General features: G+C 71.8%; 17 protein-coding genes and 1 pseudogene. 15 read left to right on the top strand and 3 right to left on the bottom strand.

The genetic code is table 11. The features are described 5' to 3' along the window. The 3 genes and pseudogenes from L615_RS23995 to L615_RS01980 form a co-directional block, all read left to right on the top strand. Positions 1-265, top strand: a pseudogene (locus L615_RS23995) (proteasome subunit beta); the annotation flags it as partial. Then, a complete protein-coding gene (gene prcA / locus L615_RS01985) occupies positions 262-1,077 on the top strand; it encodes a proteasome subunit alpha (RefSeq protein ID WP_028654915.1) in 816 nt (271 codons plus the stop codon). The pseudogene L615_RS23995 and the gene prcA, both read left to right, overlap by 4 nt. A 188-nt stretch (positions 1,078-1,265) precedes the next feature. Then, the gene (locus tag L615_RS01980) at positions 1,266-2,228 is read left to right on the top strand and encodes a hypothetical protein (protein ID WP_145723935.1); all 963 of its coding nucleotides are present in this window, start codon (positions 1,266-1,268) and stop codon (positions 2,226-2,228) included. Between the two features lie 49 nt (positions 2,229-2,277). Here L615_RS01980 and L615_RS01975 read toward each other — a convergent pair whose 3' ends face one another. Continuing rightward, the gene (locus L615_RS01975) at positions 2,278-3,744 is read right to left on the bottom strand and encodes an FAD-dependent oxidoreductase (RefSeq protein WP_145723934.1); all 1,467 of its coding nucleotides are present in this window, start codon (positions 3,742-3,744) and stop codon (positions 2,278-2,280) included. A 44-nt stretch (positions 3,745-3,788) separates the two neighbouring features. Between L615_RS01975 and pafA the strand changes: the two genes are divergently transcribed. The 8 genes from pafA to L615_RS01935 all read left to right on the top strand — a co-directional run bounded on the left by pafA (position 3,789) and on the right by L615_RS01935 (position 13,440). Continuing rightward, positions 3,789-5,150, top strand: a complete 1,362-nt coding sequence (gene pafA / locus L615_RS01970) for a Pup--protein ligase (RefSeq protein WP_028654918.1) — start codon at positions 3,789-3,791, stop codon at positions 5,148-5,150. Between the two features lie 44 nt (positions 5,151-5,194). Next, on the top strand, positions 5,195-6,289 hold the full coding sequence (locus L615_RS01965) for an FKBP-type peptidyl-prolyl cis-trans isomerase (RefSeq protein WP_145723933.1): 1,095 nt from the start codon (positions 5,195-5,197) through the stop codon (positions 6,287-6,289). A gap of 23 nt (positions 6,290-6,312) precedes the next feature. Continuing rightward, positions 6,313-7,275 carry a YafY family protein gene (locus tag L615_RS01960; RefSeq protein ID WP_145723932.1) on the top strand — a complete coding sequence of 321 codons (963 nt, stop codon included), beginning with the start codon at positions 6,313-6,315 and terminating at the stop codon, positions 7,273-7,275. Positions 7,276-7,513: 238 nt separating this feature from the next. Next, entirely contained in the window at positions 7,514-8,533 is a 1,020-nt protein-coding gene (locus L615_RS01955) for a YafY family protein (protein WP_145723931.1), read from the top strand. 73 nt (positions 8,534-8,606) lie between these two features. After that, positions 8,607-8,870 carry a twin-arginine translocase TatA/TatE family subunit gene (gene tatA, locus L615_RS23990; protein ID WP_051485556.1) on the top strand — a complete coding sequence of 88 codons (264 nt, stop codon included), beginning with the start codon at positions 8,607-8,609 and terminating at the stop codon, positions 8,868-8,870. A gap of 50 nt (positions 8,871-8,920) precedes the next feature. Continuing rightward, entirely contained in the window at positions 8,921-9,763 is an 843-nt protein-coding gene (tatC, locus tag L615_RS01945; protein ID WP_145723930.1) for a twin-arginine translocase subunit TatC, read from the top strand. A 21-nt stretch (positions 9,764-9,784) separates the two neighbouring features. After that, entirely contained in the window at positions 9,785-10,654 is an 870-nt protein-coding gene (locus tag L615_RS01940) for a diacylglycerol kinase (RefSeq protein WP_145723929.1), read from the top strand. Continuing rightward, complete coding sequence (locus L615_RS01935; RefSeq protein WP_028654925.1) at positions 10,651-13,440, top strand: RNA helicase; 2,790 nt, start codon at positions 10,651-10,653, stop codon at positions 13,438-13,440. Before L615_RS01940 ends, L615_RS01935 begins: the two co-directional genes overlap by 4 nt. Here the strand turns inward: L615_RS01935 and L615_RS01930 are convergent. Continuing rightward, positions 13,437-14,357: a 5'-3' exonuclease gene (locus L615_RS01930; protein ID WP_232221699.1), complete on the bottom strand. Its 921-nt coding sequence runs from the start codon at positions 14,355-14,357 to the stop codon at positions 13,437-13,439. The genes L615_RS01935 and L615_RS01930 overlap by 4 nt on opposite strands. Before the next feature lie 73 nt (positions 14,358-14,430). Between L615_RS01930 and L615_RS01925 the strand changes: the two genes are divergently transcribed. The 4 genes from L615_RS01925 to L615_RS01910 all read left to right on the top strand — a co-directional run bounded on the left by L615_RS01925 (position 14,431) and on the right by L615_RS01910 (position 18,108). Then, positions 14,431-14,892: an Lrp/AsnC family transcriptional regulator gene (locus L615_RS01925; RefSeq protein WP_028654927.1), complete on the top strand. Its 462-nt coding sequence runs from the start codon at positions 14,431-14,433 to the stop codon at positions 14,890-14,892. A 408-nt stretch (positions 14,893-15,300) separates the two neighbouring features. Then, positions 15,301-16,827: an apolipoprotein N-acyltransferase gene (gene lnt / locus L615_RS01920; protein WP_145723928.1), complete on the top strand. Its 1,527-nt coding sequence runs from the start codon at positions 15,301-15,303 to the stop codon at positions 16,825-16,827. Continuing rightward, entirely contained in the window at positions 16,817-17,566 is a 750-nt protein-coding gene (locus L615_RS01915; RefSeq protein ID WP_145723927.1) for a polyprenol monophosphomannose synthase, read from the top strand. Before lnt ends, L615_RS01915 begins: the two co-directional genes overlap by 11 nt. Beyond that, positions 17,563-18,108 carry an FxsA family protein gene (locus tag L615_RS01910; protein WP_145723926.1) on the top strand — a complete coding sequence of 182 codons (546 nt, stop codon included), beginning with the start codon at positions 17,563-17,565 and terminating at the stop codon, positions 18,106-18,108. Before L615_RS01915 ends, L615_RS01910 begins: the two co-directional genes overlap by 4 nt. Before the next feature lie 3 nt (positions 18,109-18,111). Here the strand turns inward: L615_RS01910 and L615_RS01905 are convergent, their stop codons facing one another. Continuing rightward, positions 18,112-18,501, bottom strand: a complete 390-nt coding sequence (locus L615_RS01905) for an RNA polymerase-binding protein RbpA (protein WP_028654930.1) — start codon at positions 18,499-18,501, stop codon at positions 18,112-18,114. Between the last annotated feature and the right edge of the window lie 75 nt (positions 18,502-18,576).

Below are 18,576 nucleotides of genomic sequence, written 5' to 3'. Positions count from 1 at the left end.
CCGCCCCGACCTCAGCCAGGACGACGCTGTCCGCGTCTGCCTGCAGGCGCTGTACGACGCCGCGGACGACGACTCCGCGACCGGCGGCCCCGACCTGACCCGCCGGATCTTCCCGGTCGTGTGGGTCGTCACCGCCGACGGCGTCCAGCGGCTGCCCGACGAGACCCTGTCCACGCTGGCCGACCAGATGGTCGACGCCCGGATGGCGCGGCCCGACGGCCCCGTCGCCCCGCTGCCCGGCAGTGGAGAGGAGCCCCAGGCATGAGCACCCCGTTCTACGTCTCGCCCGAGCAGCTGATGAAGGACCGGGCGGACTTCGCCCGCAAGGGCATCGCCCGTGGCCGGTCCCTCGCCGCCGTGCAGTACGCCGACGGCGTTCTCCTCGTGACCGAGAACCCCTCGCAGGCCCTGCACAAGGTCTCCGAGCTCTACGACCGCCTCGCGTTCGCCGCGGTCGGTCGCTACAACGAGTTCGAGAACCTCCGCATCGCCGGCGTGCGGCTCGCCGACATGCGCGGCTACGCCTACGACCGTCGCGACGTCACCGGCCGCGGCCTGGCCAACGCCTACGCCCAGACCCTCGGCACGATCTTCTCCTCCGGCGGCGAGAAGCCCTACGAGGTCGAGATCTTCGTCGCCGAGGTCGGTGAGACCGCCGCCGACGACCAGATCTACCGCCTCACCTACGAGGGCCGCGTCGCCGACGAGCACGGCTTCGCGGTCATGGGCGGGGACGCGGACACCGTGGCGTCGTACCTCAAGGAGCACTACACCGAGGGCGCCGACCTCGCGAGCGCGCTGCGCGTGGCCGTCGCCGCGCTCGGCCACAGCGCCGACGGCGGCCAGGTGCAGGACCGGGTCATCCCGGTCGAGGACCTCGAGGTCGCCGTGCTCGACCGGACCCGGGTGCAGCCGCGCAAGTTCCGCCGCATCCTCCCGGCCCGGCTCGACGAGCTGCTGGGCGAGCGGGGTCCGGCCCAGACCGCCCCCGCTGGCCACACCTCGGAGACGCCCACGGACCTCCCGCCCACCCCTGGTGCGGGAGACGGGGAACCGCCGGTCGCGCCGCCGGTGTAGGGCTGGGGCTGCGGGCTGGTCCGGGCATTGCGGTTTGGTCCCAAACCGCAACAAATTGGGGGCTGGAGTTGCAGTTCCTGCCCAATCGGTGCCTCACGGGGCGCGAGTCAGCGACGTCGTACGGCGGCCATCCACAGCCCGGGGGCCGGCGGGTTGAAACCGGATGCGCGTCCGTCGACAGTTCGTCCATGGAAGTCGGGCCCGACGGGGCGATTCGCGGGCAGGTGCGCCAGACGGGGCACTGGCGGGTGCTGCACGGGCTCTACCGCGTCGAGACCCGCCACCTGTCGCCGTGGGAGAACTTCCTGCTCGACCTGAGCGCGCTGCGGATGGTGCTGCCTGAGGACGCGGTCTTCACCCACGTGACGGCGGCGAGGTTGCTCGGGTGGCAGCTGCCGGCACTGCCGCAGCAGGTGCCGTTCTTCGTGGCCGTCCGCAGCGAGAACCGCCCGCGACGCCCCGGCCTGGTCTGCTCGCGGCTGACGCACGAGGCACGCACCGGCGTCGTGCACGGGCTGCCGGTCGACGCGCCTGCCGAGATCCTCCTCCGGGCCGCGCGCGACCTCGGCGAGCTCGACCTCGCCATCATGGTCGACTCCGCCGCCCGTCTCGGCCACCTCGACGAGGGGGCCATCGACGAGGTACTGGCGTCGCGGCGGCCGGGCACTCGTCTCCTCCGTAAGGTCTGGCTCAGCCGCGACGCACGCTCCGAGTCGGCGGGCGAGACATTGCTGCGTCGGTTCCACGAGTCCATGGAGGTGGCCACCGAGTCGCAGGTCGACCTCCACGACGACGCCGGCCGCTTCATCGCCCGAGCCGACCTGATCGTGTCCGGGACGAAGCAGGTCCACGAGTACGACGGTGCCGGGCACCGGACGCCGAAGGTGCACCGTCACGACCTGCGTCGGGAACGGGCGCTGGTGAACCACGGGTACGCCCGTCGCGGCTACACCCTCGACGACCTGCTCAACCATGCGGCGTCCGTGATGAACGAGCTGGACCGGCTGCTCGGTCGCTCGCAGCAGGCCCGCCGACTCCTGGCGTGGCGCAACCTCGTGCGCGACTCCCTCTACGGACCAGACGGCCGCGAGCGGGTGATGAACCGGTGGTACCGGTCCACCACCCCCGTCGTTTGGTCACGAACTGCATGATCCGGAGCCGGTTTCCTGCGGTTTGGGACCAAACCGCAGCACCCTAGGCCTACCCCAACGGCTTCGTCGCCGGCCCCTCCAGAACCTCCCCGTCAGCCCGGAAGCGCGAGCCGTGCAGGGGGCAGTCCCAGGACCGGTCGGCGTCGTTCCACTGCAGGACACCGCCGAGGTGGGTGCACAGGGGCGGCTGGTCCTTGCGGAAGGGGCGGGAGGCGAGGCCGCAGGCCATGTGCCAGCCGACCTCGGCGTTGTACATCGCGGCTCGGCCGGCGCCGAGGACCTCGCGCGGGGCCCAGGTGCGCAGCGCCGAGCCCCAGTGCGGGACGTTGCCGCCGAGGATGTCGGCAGCGAGGAGCAGCGCTGCGGCGGGGGATGTGCTCATGCCCCACTTGTCGAAGCCGGTGACGACGTGGATGTGGTGGTCGCGGGGGAGCAGCGGGCCGACGTACGGCAGGCCTGCAGCCGGCGACTGGTCCTGCGCGGACCAGACGTGGCGCAGCTCGGAGCCGGAGAAGGTCTCCCGCGCCCAGTCGAGAAGCTCGTCGACGCGGTCGGCCGGCGTGCTGCGGCCGGTCACGTGGCCGCCGCCGCCGACCATGAGCAGCTCCTTGCCGTCGACCGGGTCGATGACGGAGCGCAGCGACCGGGTCTGGCGGTCCGACGAGAGGTGGAGGCCCTCGGGCGTCCACGGCGAGACCAGGGTCGCGGCGTAGGACCGCGACGGCTGGAGGCGGGCGAAGAAGGCACCACGGTCGAGGATCGGCTGGTTGGTGGCGAGCACGACGGTTCCGGCGTCGACCACGGCGCCGGACTCGACCTCCAGCCTGACCCGCTCGCCGTCGCGGCGTACCGAGCGCACCCGGGCGCCCTCGTGCACCCCGCCGCCGGCGGCCACGACGTCGGCAGCAAGCGCAGCGAGGACCTCCATCGCGTCGATGCTGATCTGGTCCTCGAGCCGCACGGCGCCGCGCACCTCGAACGGCAGCTCGGTCTCCTCGGTCCAGGTCACGTCGAGGCCGGCCAGCCGGGCGGCGGCGAGCTCGGCCTTGGCCTTGGCCTCGCCCACCTTCGTCGTCGCGTACGTCGTCGCGTGGCCCTCGTGCACGAGCAGGCCGCGCTCCTCGCAGTACCGGCGCAGCCAGGCCTGGCCCTCACGGCCCGCCTCGACGTACTTCCTCGCCGCCGACGGCGGGTTCGAGCGCAGCACCCGGCTCAGCTTCGTGCCCTGAAGCAAGCTCACCTTCCCGGTGGTGTGCCCCGAGGTGCCGACGCCGATCTGTCGGGCCTCCAGCAGGCTGACCGACTTCCCGGCACGGGCGAGCAGGAGGGCGGTGACGAGGCCGGCCAGGCCGCCGCCGACGACCGCGACGTCGCAGGTGGTGCGCTCCGGGGGTGCGGGGAAGGGGCCAGGCCGGGGGTGGCCGAACCACACGGACCGGCTGTCCGCGGGCCGAGCGGCGGCACCGTCAGCAGTGCCGTCGGCGGTGCGGGCGTCGAAGTTCTCGGGACTGTTCATGCGCGTCCGGTACCCGATACCGCCCCGGCCAGTAATGTGCCTACATGGACCGCCGAATCTTCGGGATCGAGAACGAGTACGGCGTCACGTGCACGTTCCGGGGCCAGCGCCGGCTCAGCCCGGACGAGGTCGCCCGCTACCTGTTCCGCAAGGTCGTCAGCTGGGGGCGGTCGAGCAACGTCTTCCTCCGCAACGGCGCCCGGCTCTACCTCGACGTGGGCAGCCACCCGGAGTACGCCACGCCCGAGTGCGACGACATCGTCGACCTCGTCACCCACGACAAGGCGGGGGAGCGGGTCCTCGAGGGCCTGCTGCTCGACGCCGAGCAGCGGCTGCACGACGAGGGCATCGCCGGCGAGATCTACCTGTTCAAGAACAACACCGACTCCGCCGGCAACTCCTACGGCTGCCACGAGAACTACCTCGTCAGTCGGGCGGGGGAGTTCAGCCGGCTGGCCGACGTGCTCATCCCCTTCCTGGTGACCCGGCAGATCATCGTCGGTGCCGGGAAGGTCACCCAGACCCCGCGCGGCACCAGCTACGCCGTCAGCCAGCGCGCCGAGCACATCTGGGAAGGCGTCTCCAGCGCCACCACCCGCAGCCGCCCGATCATCAACACCCGCGACGAGCCGCACGCGGACGCAGAGAAGTACCGCCGCCTCCACGTCATCGTCGGCGACTCGAACATGAGCGAGACGACGACGCTGCTCAAGGTCGCCTCCTGCGACCTGGTGCTGCGGATGATCGAGGAGGGCGTGGTGATGCGCGACCTCACCATGGAGAACCCCATCCGCGCGATCCGCGAGATCTCCCACGACGTCACCGGCCGTCGCAAGGTGCGCCTGGCCAACGGCCGCGAGGCCAGCGCCCTGGAGATCCAGGCGGAGTACCTGACCAAGGCCCGCGACTTCGTCGACCGCCGCGGCATCGCCACACCGGTCATCGAGCGGGCCCTCGACCTGTGGGAGCGCACCCTCAAGGCCGTCGAGTCCGACGACCTCGGACTGGTCGACCGCGAGATCGACTGGGTGATCAAGTGGAAGCTGATCGACCGGTACCGCGCCAAGCACGGCCTGCCGATGAGCCACCCGCGCATCGCGCAGCTCGACCTCGCCTACCACGACATCCACCGCGGCCGGGGCCTCTACTACCTGCTGGAGAAGCGCGGTGCCGTCACCCGGGCCACCACCGACCTGCGGATCTTCCAGGCCAAGTCGGTCCCGCCGCAGAACACCCGCGCCCGCCTACGCGGCGAGTTCATCCGCCGGGCCCAGGAGCGGCGCCGCGACTTCACCGTCGACTGGGTGCACCTCAAGCTCAACGACCAGGCGCAACGCACCGTGCTGTGCAAGGACCCCTTCCGGGCGTACGACGAGCGCGTGCAGCGCCTGATCGACGGCATGTAGCCCACCCGGGCCCCACCGTCAGGGCGAGTCGGTAAGGTTTGCGCGTGCTGAAGCGCCTGCCCCGACCCGCAACCCTGCTCGTCACCTCCCTGCTGCCCGCCTCGCTGGCGCTGGCTGCGTGCGGGAGCGACGACTCGACCCTCGAGGGCTTCGACGCCGTCACCGTGAGCGGGCAGTCCGGCTCCGCCCCGGAGATCGACTGGAAGGGCACGCTCGAGGCCGGCAAGGCGCAGACCAGGGTCATCGCCGAGGGCGACGGCGTGGAGCTCGAGAAGGGCGACGTCGCGCAGATCAATTTCACCGTCGTGAACGGCTTCACGCACAAGGTCAACTACACGACGTACCCCGACGACGAGGGCAACGACTACAACGTCGGCTCGCTGGTCAAGGTCGGCGAGGACGCCGAGCCGCAGAGCGTCGCCGACATCCTGACCCAGGCCGTCGAGATCGAGCCCGGCACGAAGGTCGGCGCCCGGGTCGCGGTGACCGTGGGCAGCGACACCCTGCTGGAGGACTACCTCGGCAACGGCACCGTGCAGCAGGCGATGGCCTCGATGGACATCGGCAACGAGGACGGCCTGCTCATCGTCGTCGACGTCACCGGCGTCGCCGAGCCCGCTGGCGCGGCCGGCAAGGCGCCGGCGTGGGCGCCGAAGATCGTGGAGAAGGACGGCGTCCCGGCCAGCCTCGACTTCAAGGGTGCCCCGGCGCCGAGCGGCAAGCTCCAGGTCGCGACCCTGGTCAAGGGCACCGGCCCGGTGGTGAAGAAGGGCCAGAAGATCCTCGCCAGCTACCTCGGCCAGATCCCGAAGGGCAAGAAGCCGTTCGACGAGAGCTTCAGCGAGGGTCGCGCCCTCGAGGCCGTCGTCGGCGGCCCGAACGCCTCGGTCGTCAAGGGCTGGTCGCAGGGCCTGGTCGGCCTCCCGGTCGGCAGCCGCGTGCTGCTGCAGATCCCGCCGAAGCTGGGTTACGGCAACAAGGCGCAGGGCGAGGACATCCCCGCCAACTCCACGCTGTACTTCGTCGTCGACATCCTCGACGTCGCCGACGTGGAGCCGGCACCGGAGCCCGAGCCCGAGCCGACCGGTTCTGCCGACCCGGGCGACGGCGCGTCGTCGTCCGGCACTCCCGCGGAGTAAAGCGCAAGGGGCAGAATCGGGACATGCCCGCACCCAAGAGCGAGCGGCTGCTGAACCTCCTCATCATGCTGCTCGTGCAGCGCCGCCCCATCGCGAAGGAGCGGATCCGGGAGCTGCTCTACCCGGACTCGCGCCCGGACGCCTTCGAGAAGATGTTCGAGCGCGACAAGGACGAGCTGCGCAGCCTGGGCGTCCCGATCGACATCGCCCCGATCGACCCCCTCTTCGACGACGAGGTCGGTTACCGGATCCCGCCCGAGGCGTTCGCGCTGCCCGACGTGGAGCTGACCAACGAGGAGGCCGCGGTCGTCGGCCTCGCCTCCCGGGTCTGGCAGCACGCCACGATGGCGCAGGCGACCTCGGACGCCGTACGCAAGCTCTCCGCCGCCGGCATCGACGTCGACCTCGACGCCCTCGACATCGCGCAGCCGCTGCTGACCGCCGAGGAGCCCGGCTTCGACCGCTGCTGGCTGGCGGTGTGCGAGCGCAACGAGATCGAGTTCGAGTACCGCCGCCCTGGTGACGACGCGCCGCGCACCCGGCACGTCCAGCCGTGGGGCGTCGTGCGCTACTCGGGCCGCTGGTACCTCGTCGGCTACGACCTCGACCGCGCCGACGAGCGCGTGTTCCGGCTCTCCCGGGTCCAGGGGGAGGTCCGCCTCGTCGGTCCGCCCGGTGCGTACGACGTGCCGACCGACACCGACGTCCGCGACATCGCCCGCCGCCTCGCCCCGCCGTCGGCCACCGAGCACGCCGTGCTGCTGGTCCGCGAGGGCACCGGCCACACCTTCCGCCGCGCCGCCACCCGGGTCGACGTCGGCGTCGACGGCCCCGACGACCGCACCCGCTGGGACCGGGTGGAGCTGGTCCGCTCCACCATGGGCCTGGCCGACGACGTGCTCGCCCACGGCGCCGACGTCGTGCTGCTCGAGCCGGTGGCGGKGSGGGAGCGGGTCGTCCAGCGGCTGGAGAGGGTGGCCGGATGAGGGGGTCGGGGGCTGCGGTTTGGTCCCAAACCGCAACGACACGCCGTACGGAACTGCCGTTCTTGCCCAATCGACGCATTGCCGGCCGTGGCGCGGTGGCTCCCACGCCGTCCAGCTCGCCGAGGGGCTGGATCGGCCCACCTCCGCCCCGAACCCCTCACGATTGGTCACAAACTGCAGCGACACGCCGTGGAGACCTGCGGTTTGGGACCAAACCGCAACCCCCCGGAGCCCCCCGATGAGCCGCGCCACCCCCGCCCCGTCCGGAGCCCGCGACCAGGTCGCGCGGCTGCTGACGCTGGTGCCGTTCCTCCACCACCGCGACGGGGTGCGGCTCGACGAGGCGGCGCGGTTGCTGGGGACGACGTCGGACCAGGTGCTGCGGGACCTGAAGGTGCTGTTCATGTGCGGGCTGCCGGGCGGGTTGCCGGGTGACCTGATCGACGTGGACCTCGACGCCATCCAGTCCGAGGGGGGCGGGGTGATCTCCGAGGGCGTGATCCGGGTGGAGAACGCCGACTACCTCGCGAAGCCGCTCAAGCTGACCGCGGTGGAGGCGTCGGCGATCATCGTGGCGCTGCGGATGCTGCGCGACACCTCGCAGGGGGAGACCCGGACGCTGGTGGCGCGGGTGCTGGAGAAGCTGGAGGGTGCCGCGGCGACCGCGCCGGCGGCCCATGTGGACGTGACGCCCTCGCCGCGCGACGTGCAGCAGGTGGTGGTGGCCGACCGCAAGCGGGCGCTGGACGAGGCGGTGGCGGCCGGGCGGCAGGTGCGGCTGACCTACTACGTGCCCTCGCGCGACGAGGAGTCCGAGCGGGTGGTCGATCCGTGCGGGGTGGTCAACCACGGCGTGTTCAGCTACCTCGACGCCTGGTGCCACCGCGCGGAGGGGGAGCGGCTGTTCCGGCTGGACCGGATCACCAAGCTCGACGTGCTCGACACCCCGACGGCCACCGACCCGCGCCCGCCGCGAGACCTGAGCGGCGGGCTGTTCGCCGACGTCGACGGGCCTGACCACGTGGTCGCGACCCTGCGGCTGGGCCCGGAGGCGCTGTGGGCCACGGAGTACTACCCGGTGCGCGACGTGCGGGTCGCCGACGACGGCAGCGCGGAGGTCGACCTGGTGGTGGTCGACCGGCGGTGGGTGACCCGGTTGCTGCTCCGCCTCGCGCCGTACGCCGAGGTGGTGGCTCCCGAAGACCTGGCAGGTTCCTTCAGGGACAGTGCCCGGGAAACGCTGCAGCTGTACCGCTGAGCCGAGACGGGCAGTGCCGGCGCGCTAGCATGGTGAGGTCCGCCGTACCTGAGAAGTGAGAGTTGGTCTCCCGATGTCTGCCCTGATCGGAATGCCCCAGGGAGCCGAGTGGCTCATCATCCTGGCCATCGTGATCCTCGTCTTCGGTGCGGCCAAGCTCCCCGACCTCGCTCGCGGCACCGGCCAGGCGCTGCGGATCTTCAAGGCCGAGACCAAGGGCCTGCGCGACGACGAGAAGAAGCCCGCCACGCCGCCGGCCACTGGTGAGCTCACCCCGGCCGACGAGGACGTCGCCGAGGGCGAGATCGTCGACGAGCACCGCGAGAAGAACGCCTGACCCTCGACGCGAGCCTGCCCACCCGTGTGTCGACCTGATTGTCCACCTGAATGAGCATTGCCGGAGTCGCGCGACTCCTCGTCGGGAAGCCGGTCCACCCGATCGGTGAGGACGGGCGGATGGCGCTGTCGGACCACCTGCGGGAGCTGCGTGCACGCATCCTGAAGTCCGGCCTGGCCGTCCTGCTGGCCTTCGGCATCGCGCTGTTCTTCTTCGACCCGCTGTTCCAGCTGGTCCTCGACCCCTACCTCGCGGCGCAGGAGCAGCTGGAGGCGGGCTCCACCGAGGCGACCACCTCGGGCGCCGCCGGCGGCTTCCTGCTCTACCTGAAGCTGTGCGGCCTCGCCGCGATCATCGGGTCCAGCCCGGTCTGGCTCTACCAGATCTGGGCGTTCGTGCTGCCCGGGCTGCACCGGCACGAGAAGAAGTGGACCGGCATCTTCGCCGCCGTCGCGGGGCCGCTGTTCGTCGCTGGCATCCTGCTCGGCTACGTGACCCTGCCCAAGGGCCTCGAGATCCTGATCGGGCTCAACCCCGACGAGCTCACCAACCTCGTCGAGTTCAACGACTACCTGACCTTCTTCAGCCGCACCCTGCTCGGCTTCGGGATCGCGTTCGAGATCCCGGTGTTCGTGGTGCTGCTCAACATGGCGGGCGTGCTCCGGGGCAAGACCCTCGGTGCGCACCGGCCGTGGATGATCATCGGCTGCTTCATCTTCGCCGCCGTGATGACCCCGTCCGGCGACCCGTTCACCATGACCTTCATGGCAGTGCCGATGGTGGTGCTCTTCCTCATCTCCGAGGTCATCGCCCGGCTCAACGACCGCCGCCGTGCGGGCCGCTCGCCCAACGCCGGCCTGTCGCCCGACGAGGCGAGCCCGCTGGACCTGTGAGGCCCTGACTAGGCTGGCCCCGTGCCGCGTGTCGTCGTCCTGACCAACCCGACCTCGGGCAAGGGTCGCGCCGCCCGGATGCGTGACGAGGCGCTGCCGCGCTTCCACGGCGCGGGCTGGCACACGACCACGCTGACCAGCCGCAACGCCGAGGACGCCGTCGACCTGGCGCGCGTCGCGGCGGCCGAGCGCCCGGACGTGCTCGTCGTGTGCGGCGGGGACGGGATGGTCAACGCCGCGATCCAGGCCCTGGCCGGGACGGACGTCCCGCTCGGCATCCTGCCCGCCGGCACCGGCAACGACTTCGCGCGCTACTTCGACCTGCCGCTGCGCGACGGTGCGGCCGCGGCGTCGCGGATCATCAACGGGTCGGTCCGCACCGTCGACGTCGCCCGGGTCGGCGAGCGCTACTTCGGTGGCGTGCTCGCGGCCGGATTCGACGCCGTCGTCAACGAGCGTGCCAACCGGATGCGCTGGCCACGCGGCCAGATGCGCTACAACCTCGCCACGCTCGCCGAGCTGCGCGTCTTCCAGCCGCTGAGGTACGTCCTCGAGCTCGACGGGCAGGAGCGGACCCTCGACGCCATGCTGGTCGCGATCGGCAACGGCCCGTCCTTCGGCGGCGGCCTGCGCATCACCCACGGTGCCGAGCTCGACGACGGCCTGCTCGACGTGGTGCTGATCAAGCCGGTCAGCCGGCTGGAGCTGGTCCGCACCTTCCCCAAGCTCTACGACGGGAGCCACGTGACCCATCCGCAGTACGAGCACCACCGCGTCAAGCGGGTGACGGTGGCCTGCTCGGGCATCGTCGGGTACGCCGACGGCGAGCGCTTCGGCGCGCTCCCGCTCAGCGTCGAGGCGGTCCCCGGCGCCCTGGCGGTGCGCGCATGACCACCCCGGAGCACGACGGGCCCACCGCCGCGGAGCGCTACGCGTCGTACCAGCGGGACAAGGCGCACCCGGTCTTCCGCGACTTCCGGGCCGGCTACCCCTTCCCGCTCGACGACTTCCAGGTCGAGGGCTGCAAGGCGGTCGAGGACGGCGACGGCGTGCTCGTGGCGGCCCCGACCGGTGCCGGCAAGACGGTGGTCGGCGAGTTCGCGGTGCACCTGGCGCTCGAGACCGGGCGCAAGTGCTTCTACACCACGCCGATCAAGGCGCTGTCCAACCAGAAGTACAGCGACCTCGTCGACCGCTACGGCGCCGACCGGGTCGGCCTGCTCACCGGCGACACCAGCGTCAACGGCGAGGCGCCCGTGGTCGTGATGACGACCGAGGTGCTGCGGAACATGCTCTACGCCCGCTCGCAGACCCTCACCGGCCTCGGGTTCGTGGTGATGGACGAGGTGCACTACCTCGCCGACCGCGCCCGCGGCGCGGTGTGGGAGGAGGTCATCATCCACCTCCCCGAGTCGGTCTCGGTGGTCTCGTTGTCCGCGACCGTCTCCAACGCCGAGGAGTTCGGCGAGTGGCTCGAGACCGTGCGCGGCACGACCCGGACCATCGTCGCCGAGCGTCGCCCGGTGCCGCTGTTCCAGCACGTCATGGTCGGTCGTCGTCTGCTCGACCTGTTCGCCTCCTCCGACGTCGACGCCGCCGCCGGGTTCGTGCGCGAGGGCGCGCCGGTCAACGACGAGCTGATGAAGCTGGCCCGCGACGACTGGGCCAGCAGCCGGCTCATGCGTGATCGCCGCTCCCCGCGCAAGGGCAAGCCCGGGTCGTCGAAGAACCCCCGCGCCGTCGGCAACGGCCGCCGGATCTGGATCCCGTCGCGCATCGACGTCATCGACCAGCTGCAGCGCAAGAACCTGCTGCCGGCCATCGACTTCATCTTCAGCCGGGCCGGCTGCGACGCGGCGGTGCAGCAGTGCCTCGACGCCAACCTGCGGCTCACCGACGCCGACGAGCGCGACGAGGTGATCGACTACGTCGAGCGCACCCTCGGCGGCCTGCCCTCCGACGACCTCCACGTGCTGGGCTACCACGACTTCCTCGACGCCGCCTCGCGCGGCATCGCCGCCCACCACGCCGGGATGCTGCCCGCGTTCAAGGAGTGCGTCGAGGAGCTCTACCTGCGCGGGCTGATCAAGATCGTCTTCGCGACCGAGACCCTGGCGCTGGGCATCAACATGCCGGCCCGCACGGTGGTGCTGGAGAAGCTGAGCAAGTGGAACGGCGAGACCCACGCCGACATCACGCCAGGGGAGTACACCCAGCTCACCGGCCGGGCCGGTCGCCGCGGCCTCGACGTCGAGGGCCACGCCGTCGTGCTGTGGCAGCCGGGGATGAACCCGCGCGAGCTCGCCGGACTGGCCTCGACCCGCACCTACCCGCTGCGCTCGAGCTTCCGGCCGTCCTACAACATGGCCGTCAACCTCGTGCACTCCTACGGCCGGCACCGCTCGCGCGAGCTGCTGGAGCAGTCGTTCGCGCAGTTCCAGGCCGACCGCGCCGTCGTCGGACTGGCCCGGCAGCTGCGCAAGGCGGAGGACGCGCTCGCCGGCTACGCCGAGGCGGCCCAGTGCCACCTCGGTGACTTCATGGAGTACGCCGGGCTGCGGCGCCGGATCTCCGAGCTGGAGAAGGAGGCGAGCAAGGTCCGCCGCCAGGACCGGCGCAGCGAGGCGGAGGCCTCGCTGGAGCGGCTGCGCCCCGGCGACGTCATCGTCGTACCGGTCGGCAAGTTCGCCGGCCCGGCCGTCATCGTCGATCCCGGCCTGTCCGAGGGCGGGCACCGGCCGCTGGTCATCACCGCGGAGCGCCAGGGCCGCCGGCTGGCGATGATGGACTTCCCGACCCCGGTCGAGCCGGTCGCCCGAATCCGGTTGCCGCGCAAGATCGATGCCCGCAACCCGCACCAGCGCAAGGACATCGCGCAGGCGGTCCGCGAGGCTGTGCGCGCACTTCCGCCGTCGGTGACCCGGCCCCGTGCCGAGCGTGGCCCCGTGGACGCCGAGACCGCCCGCGAGATCTCCTCCCTCCGGGCCCAGGTGCGTGAGCACCCCTGCCACGGCTGCGCCGAGCGCGAGGACCACGCGCGGTGGGCGGAGCGGCACGCGAAGCTCGAGAAGGACACGCAGACGCTCGCCCAGCGCATCGAGCGGCGGACCAACACCGTCGCCCGCACCTTCGACCGGGTGTGCGAGGTGCTCGAGGCGCTGGAGTACCTCCACGAGGACGAGGTGAGCGACCGCGGTCGCGGCCTGATGCGGATCTACTCGGACCTCGACCTCGTCGCGGCCGAGTCGCTGCGCCGCGGGCTGTGGGACGACCTGTCGCCGTCCCAGCTCGGTGCGGTGCTCTCCGCGCTGGTCTACGAGGCCCGGCGTCCCGAGGACGCACCGCCGGCCGTGCCGGGTGGCGCGATCTCGCTGACCATCGACGAGATGATCCGGGTCTGGGCCGACCTCGAGCGGCTGGAGCGCGAGCACCGGCTCGACTTCCTGCGTCGCCCGGACCCCGGGTTCGCGTGGACGGCGTACCGGTGGGCGGAGGGCCATGACCTCGACGAGGTGATCACCCGCAACGACCAGACGGCCGGCGACTTCGTCCGCCAGATGAAGCAGCTGATCGACTTCGCCGGCCAGATCGCCGACGCCGCGGCCGGCACACCGGTGCGTGACAACGCCCGGGCGCTGGTGAAGCTGCTGCGCCGCGGGATCGTCGCCTCGGACTAGGGCCGGGCCAGCACCTCGGTGAGCCGGGCGACCGGGCTGGACAGGCCCCACTCCTCGACGAGGGCGTCGAGGCGCTCCGGGTCGCGAGGGCTGCGGGGGAGGTCGAAGCCGTCGCGCGGCAGGTCGATGTCGCGAGCCACCGCGACCACGGTCGGCGCCACCTCCAGGTACGCCGCGGCGTCGCGGATCCTGGTGCGCGGGCCGGGGCCGAGGTCGCTGGCGGGGTCCTCGACCGCGGCGAGGATGCCGGGGATGTCGTCGTACTTCTGCAAGAGGCTGGCGGCGGTCTTCTCGCCGACCCCCTTCACGCCCGGCAGGCCGTCGGAGGCGTCGCCGCGCAGGGTCGCGAAGTCGGCGTACTGGTCGGCGCGCACGCCGTACTTGCCGAGCACCCACTCCTCGTCGACCCGCTCGTGGCGGCCCACCCCACGTCCGACGTAGAGGACCCGCACCCCGGCCGCGTCGTCGACGAGCTGGAAGAGGTCACGGTCGCCGGTGACGATGTCGACCGGCATGCCGGCGCCGGTGGCCAGGGTGCCGATGACGTCGTCGGCCTCGTAGCCGGGGGCGCCCACCACGGCGATGCCGAACGCGCCGAGCACGTCGCGGATGACCGGCACCTGGAGCTCGAGCGGATCGGGAACCTCCTCGACGTCCGGGGCGCCGGCGACCTCCTCGACCACGCGGTGCGCCTTGTAGGTCGGGATCAGGTCGACGCGCCACTGCGGGCGCCAGTCGTCGTCCCAGCAGCAGACCAGGTGGCTGGGCTCGTACTGCTCCACGAGCTGGGCGATGTAGCCCAGCAGCCCGCGCACCGCGTTCACGTTCGTCCCACCGGGGGACAGGATCTCCGGCGAGCCGAAGAAGGCACGGAAGTAGAGGCTGGCGGTGTCGAGGAGCAGCAGGCGGTCCGTCACCCGGCCAGACTAGGGCGTGGCGCCGCGGCGAGACATCACGGCACGAGCGGCTCCGGCCCACTAGGGTGGCCGTGTGAGTCAGAGCAGCAATCCAGCGGTCGAGGCGACCGACCGGCAGATCCTGGAGCTCCTGGCCAAGGACGGGCGGATGTCCTACACCGATCTCGGGCGGGCGACGGGGCTCTCCACCTCGGCCGTGCACCAGCGGGTCAAGCGACTCGAGCAGCGCGGCCTGATCCTCGGTTACGGCGCCACCGTGAACTACGCCGAGATCGGGCTCCCGCTGACGGCCTTCATCGCGATCCGTCCGATCGACCCCTCCCAGCCCGACGACTGCCCCGACCGCCTGGTGGACATGCCCGAGATCGAGTCGTGCTGGTCGGTGGCCGGCGAGGAGTCCTACGTCCTCAAGGTGCGCACCGCATCGCCGGCGGACATGGAGGGCCTGCTCGGCCGCATCCGCACGGCCGCGAACGTGTCGACGCGGACCACGATCGTGCTCTCCACCTACTACGAGAACCGCCCGGTCAGCTGACCGCGCGGCACAGCACCGCTCCGACGCAAGCCGACACGCCGGACAAGGTCCCGGATTCTGCAGTTTTTTTCGTTTCGGCGAGGTGTTCCTGACCTGCGAAGACGCGCGTTTGTGCAGGTCAGGAGCCGGTTGACAGCGCGGGTCAGGCTGACCAAAGTACGGAGGCGTTCGCCCGTGCAGGTCGTGGCAGGCGGACCGACGTCCGAGTGGCCGTTACGTCGGGGGAGTAGCACCAGCTCCGCCTGGACACGGTTCGCGGAGGTCGGTTCGCTCCTCGAGGGCGGACCGGAAGGGTTCGGGTCTCCCTAGACAACGTCCGGGCGTCGGCAGCCGGTCGGATGTCGGGACGGTCCGAAGGCGGCTCGAACCCTTTCGTGCCTGCAAGGACCGACCCTCTAGGCTCGGCGCGTGCTGAAGCGCTCGGTCCTCGCGGTCGTCGGGGGTGTCCTCCTCACCGCGGCCTTCGAGCCGATCGCGTGGGCCTGGCTGCTGCCGATCGGCGTCGCGACTTTCGCGCTGGCCACCTCCGGGCTGTCGGTACGACGCTCCGGCCTGGTCGGGCTGCTCTTCGGCATCGCCTTCTACTTCACCCACATCGAGTGGATGCGCGGCTCCATCGGGCCCGACGCCTGGCTGGCCCTGTCCAGCGTCGAGGCAGCGTTCTACGGGCTGCTCGGCCTCGCCGTCCCGGTCCTGCGCCGGCTGCCGGGGTGGCCGGTGTGGCTCGCCGCGGCGTGGGCGACCATGGAGACCGCGCGCAGCGGCTGGCCGTTCAGCGGCATGCCGTGGGGCCGGCTCTCCTTTGCCGCCGTCGACACGCCCGTCGCGCCCGCCGTGGCGTACGTCGGGATGACCGGGCTGTCCTTCCTGCTGGCCCTGCTGGGGTTCCTGCTCGCCCGCGCGGTGGAGGAACGCACCCTGCCGGCCTCGGCGGCGCTGGTCGGCGTGGGCGCAACGCTGGTGGTGCCCGCCGTCGTGCCGTTCACCGTCGAGGAGACCGGGACCACCACGGTGGCCGTCGTGCAGGGCAACGTGCCCGGGCCGGGCAACGACATCCTGTGGGACCCGCGCGGGGTGACCGAGAACCACGTGGCCGCGACCGTGCAGCTCGCCGACGACGTCGCCGCGGGCCGGGCGCCCGCGCCCGACTTCGTGCTGTGGCCGGAGAACTCCACCGCTGTCGACCCGTTCGACGACGCGCCCGTCAACAGCGGGATCCGCCAGGCCGTCTCCGCGATCGACGTGCCGGTCGTGGTCGGCGGCATCGTCTCCGACGGCCCCGACCACGTGCTCAACCAGGGCATCGTGTGGAGCCCCGGGTCCGGACCGGGGGACCGGTACACCAAGCACCACCCGGTGCCCTACGGCGAGTACATCCCCTACCGCGACATCTGGAACCCCGAGTTCGGCCAGCTCGCGCTGATCTCGCGCGACATGAGGAGCGGGACCCGCACCGAGCCGTTGCGCGTGGCCGGGGTCCGCCTCGCCGACGCCATCTGCTTCGACGTCGCCTACGACGACGTGATGCCCCCGCAGGTGCGCGCGGGCGCCGAGCTGCTCGCGGTGCAGACGAGCAACGCCAGCTTCATCTTCACCCACCAGATCGAGCAGCAGTTCGCGATCACCCGGTTGCGGGCGATAGAGACCGGCCGGTGGCTGACCGTCGCCTCGACCAACGGCCGCAGCGGGGTGATCCGTCCCGACGGATCGGTCGTCGACACCGCACCGGTCCGCGAGCCGGCCGTGCTGGTCGAGGAGGTCGGCCTCGCCACCGGCCTGACCCCGGCGATGTGGCTCGGACCGTGGCCGACCCGCCTGCTGGCGCTGGTCGCCCTGGCTGCCATCGCCACTGGCGTGGTCGCGTACCGTCGAGGGGAGAAGGAGCCCGCCGGGCCCGTGCCGGCCCCGGTGAAGGAGACCAGCGATGCCAGTTGACCACACGCCCGACCTCGGACGTGTCGTGATGGTCGTCCCCACCTACAACGAGGCGGACAACATCGCCTGGATCGTGGGTCGCCTCCGTGCGTCCCAGCCGGCCGTCGACGTGCTCGTCGTCGACGACGGCTCCCCGGACGGCACCGGCGCCGTCGCGGACGGCCTCGCCGCCGCGGACCCGGCCGTGCACGTCCTGCACCGGACCGCCAAGGGCGGCCTGGGTGCGGCGTACCTCGCCGGCTTCGCGTGGGCGCTCGACCACGGGTACGACGTGGTGGGGGAGATGGACGCCGACGGCTCCCACCAGCCCGAGCAGCTGCAGCGGCTGCTGGGGGCCCTGCTGGACGCCGACCTGGTCATCGGCTCGCGCTGGGTGCCGGGCGGCTCCGTGGTCAACTGGCCGTGGCGACGCGAGCTGCTCTCGCGCGGCGGCAACCTCTACGTCCGGCTGCTGCTCGGCATCGACGTCCGGGACGCGACCGCCGGCTACCGCCTGTTCCGCCGCACCACGCTGGAGAAGCTGCACCTCGAGAGCGTGCGCTCGGCCGGCTACGTCTTCCAGACCGACCTGGTCACCCGCACCCTGCGGGCGGGCCTGACGGTTCGCGAGGTTCCGATCGAGTTCGTCGAGCGGGTGCGCGGCGAGTCGAAGATGAGCGGCCAGGTCGCGCTGGAGTCGCTGCAGCGCATCACCGCCTGGGGGCTGCGCGAGCGCTGGGCGCAGGCGGTGCGGCGATGAGCGGAGCCACGGACGCCGACCTCGCCCGGGCACGCCGGCGCAGCCGCCGCGCGGCGGTGCTGCTCTTCCTGGTCTTCGTGGTGCTCCCGGTCCTCGAGATCGTCGTCCTGATCCAGGTCGGCCAGGTGATCGGTCCGTGGTGGACGATCCTGCTGCTGGTGCTCGACAGCATCATCGGGGCGTGGCTGATCAAGCGCGAGGGACGCCGCGCGTGGCGCCTGCTGCGCGAGCGCGTCGAGGCCGGCCGGTTGCCGCACCGGGAGCTCGCCGACGGCGCCCTGGTCGTGCTGGGGGGCGCGCTGATGCTCAGCCCGGGCTTCGTCACCGATGCCCTCGGCGTGCTGCTGATCTTCCCCCTGACCCGCCCGCTGTTCCGCGGGTTGCTGGTCGCGTACGCCGGCCAGCGGGTCGCGCGGCACGCGGGCTTCCCGACGACCGCGGGTCCCGGTGGGCCCGGAAATGCATCTCGCCCCGGACCGACGGTGGTCCAGGGCGAGGTGGTCGATCAGCACGTCGACGGGGTCGACGAGGGCGACGCCTGAGGGTCAGGCCTTCGCCGGCTTCTTCTTGCGCGCGTTGGCGCGGTGCAGGTGCGCGGGGCCGATCTCGCCGCCGCGGAGCAGCTCGAGACGCTCGGTGAGGATCTCCTCGAGCTCCTTCTCGGAGCGCCGCTCCAGCAGCATGTCCCAGTGGGTGCGCTGAGGCTTCTCGACCTTGACCTCGCGCTCGATGCCGGCCGTGCTCTCGGCCTCGAGACCGCACCGCGGGCACTCCCAGATCGCCGGGACCTCGGCCTCGACCGACATGGTGATCTCGAAGTCGTGGCCCTGGGGGCAGCGGTAGCCCACCTGCTGCCGGGCCGCGAACTCGATGCCGCGCTCGTCCTCGAACGACTGGCCCCCCAGTCGGGCGCCGCGCAATGTCCGCTCAGCCATGAGAACTCCACCTCCCGTGTCTCGTCTCTACCTGTCAACGCTACCCGCGGGTAAAAAGTTCCAACCGCGAACGAA

The organism is Nocardioides sp. J9 (assembly GCF_007829375.1).
GTDB lineage: Bacteria > Actinomycetota > Actinomycetes > Propionibacteriales > Nocardioidaceae > Nocardioides.
This window is presented reverse-complemented; position numbering and strand designations above follow the sequence as displayed.

Bases quoted from the DNA above. Each gene is read 5' to 3' on its own strand.
- prcA (WP_028654915.1), top strand. From the start codon at position 262: ATGAGCACCCCGTTCTACGTCTCGCCCGAGCAGCTGATGAAGGACCGG.
- L615_RS01980 (WP_145723935.1), top strand. From the start codon at position 1,266: ATGGAAGTCGGGCCCGACGGGGCGATTCGCGGGCAGGTGCGCCAGACG.
- L615_RS01975 (WP_145723934.1), bottom strand. From the start codon at position 3,744: ATGAACAGTCCCGAGAACTTCGACGCCCGCACCGCCGACGGCACTGCT.
- pafA (WP_028654918.1), top strand. From the start codon at position 3,789: ATGGACCGCCGAATCTTCGGGATCGAGAACGAGTACGGCGTCACGTGC.
- L615_RS01955 (WP_145723931.1), top strand. From the start codon at position 7,514: ATGAGCCGCGCCACCCCCGCCCCGTCCGGAGCCCGCGACCAGGTCGCG.
- tatA (WP_051485556.1), top strand. From the start codon at position 8,607: ATGTCTGCCCTGATCGGAATGCCCCAGGGAGCCGAGTGGCTCATCATC.
- tatC (WP_145723930.1), top strand. From the start codon at position 8,921: ATGAGCATTGCCGGAGTCGCGCGACTCCTCGTCGGGAAGCCGGTCCAC.
- L615_RS01935 (WP_028654925.1), top strand. From the start codon at position 10,651: ATGACCACCCCGGAGCACGACGGGCCCACCGCCGCGGAGCGCTACGCG.
- L615_RS01915 (WP_145723927.1), top strand. From the start codon at position 16,817: ATGCCAGTTGACCACACGCCCGACCTCGGACGTGTCGTGATGGTCGTC.
- L615_RS01910 (WP_145723926.1), top strand. From the start codon at position 17,563: ATGAGCGGAGCCACGGACGCCGACCTCGCCCGGGCACGCCGGCGCAGC.
- L615_RS01905 (WP_028654930.1), bottom strand. From the start codon at position 18,501: ATGGCTGAGCGGACATTGCGCGGCGCCCGACTGGGGGGCCAGTCGTTC.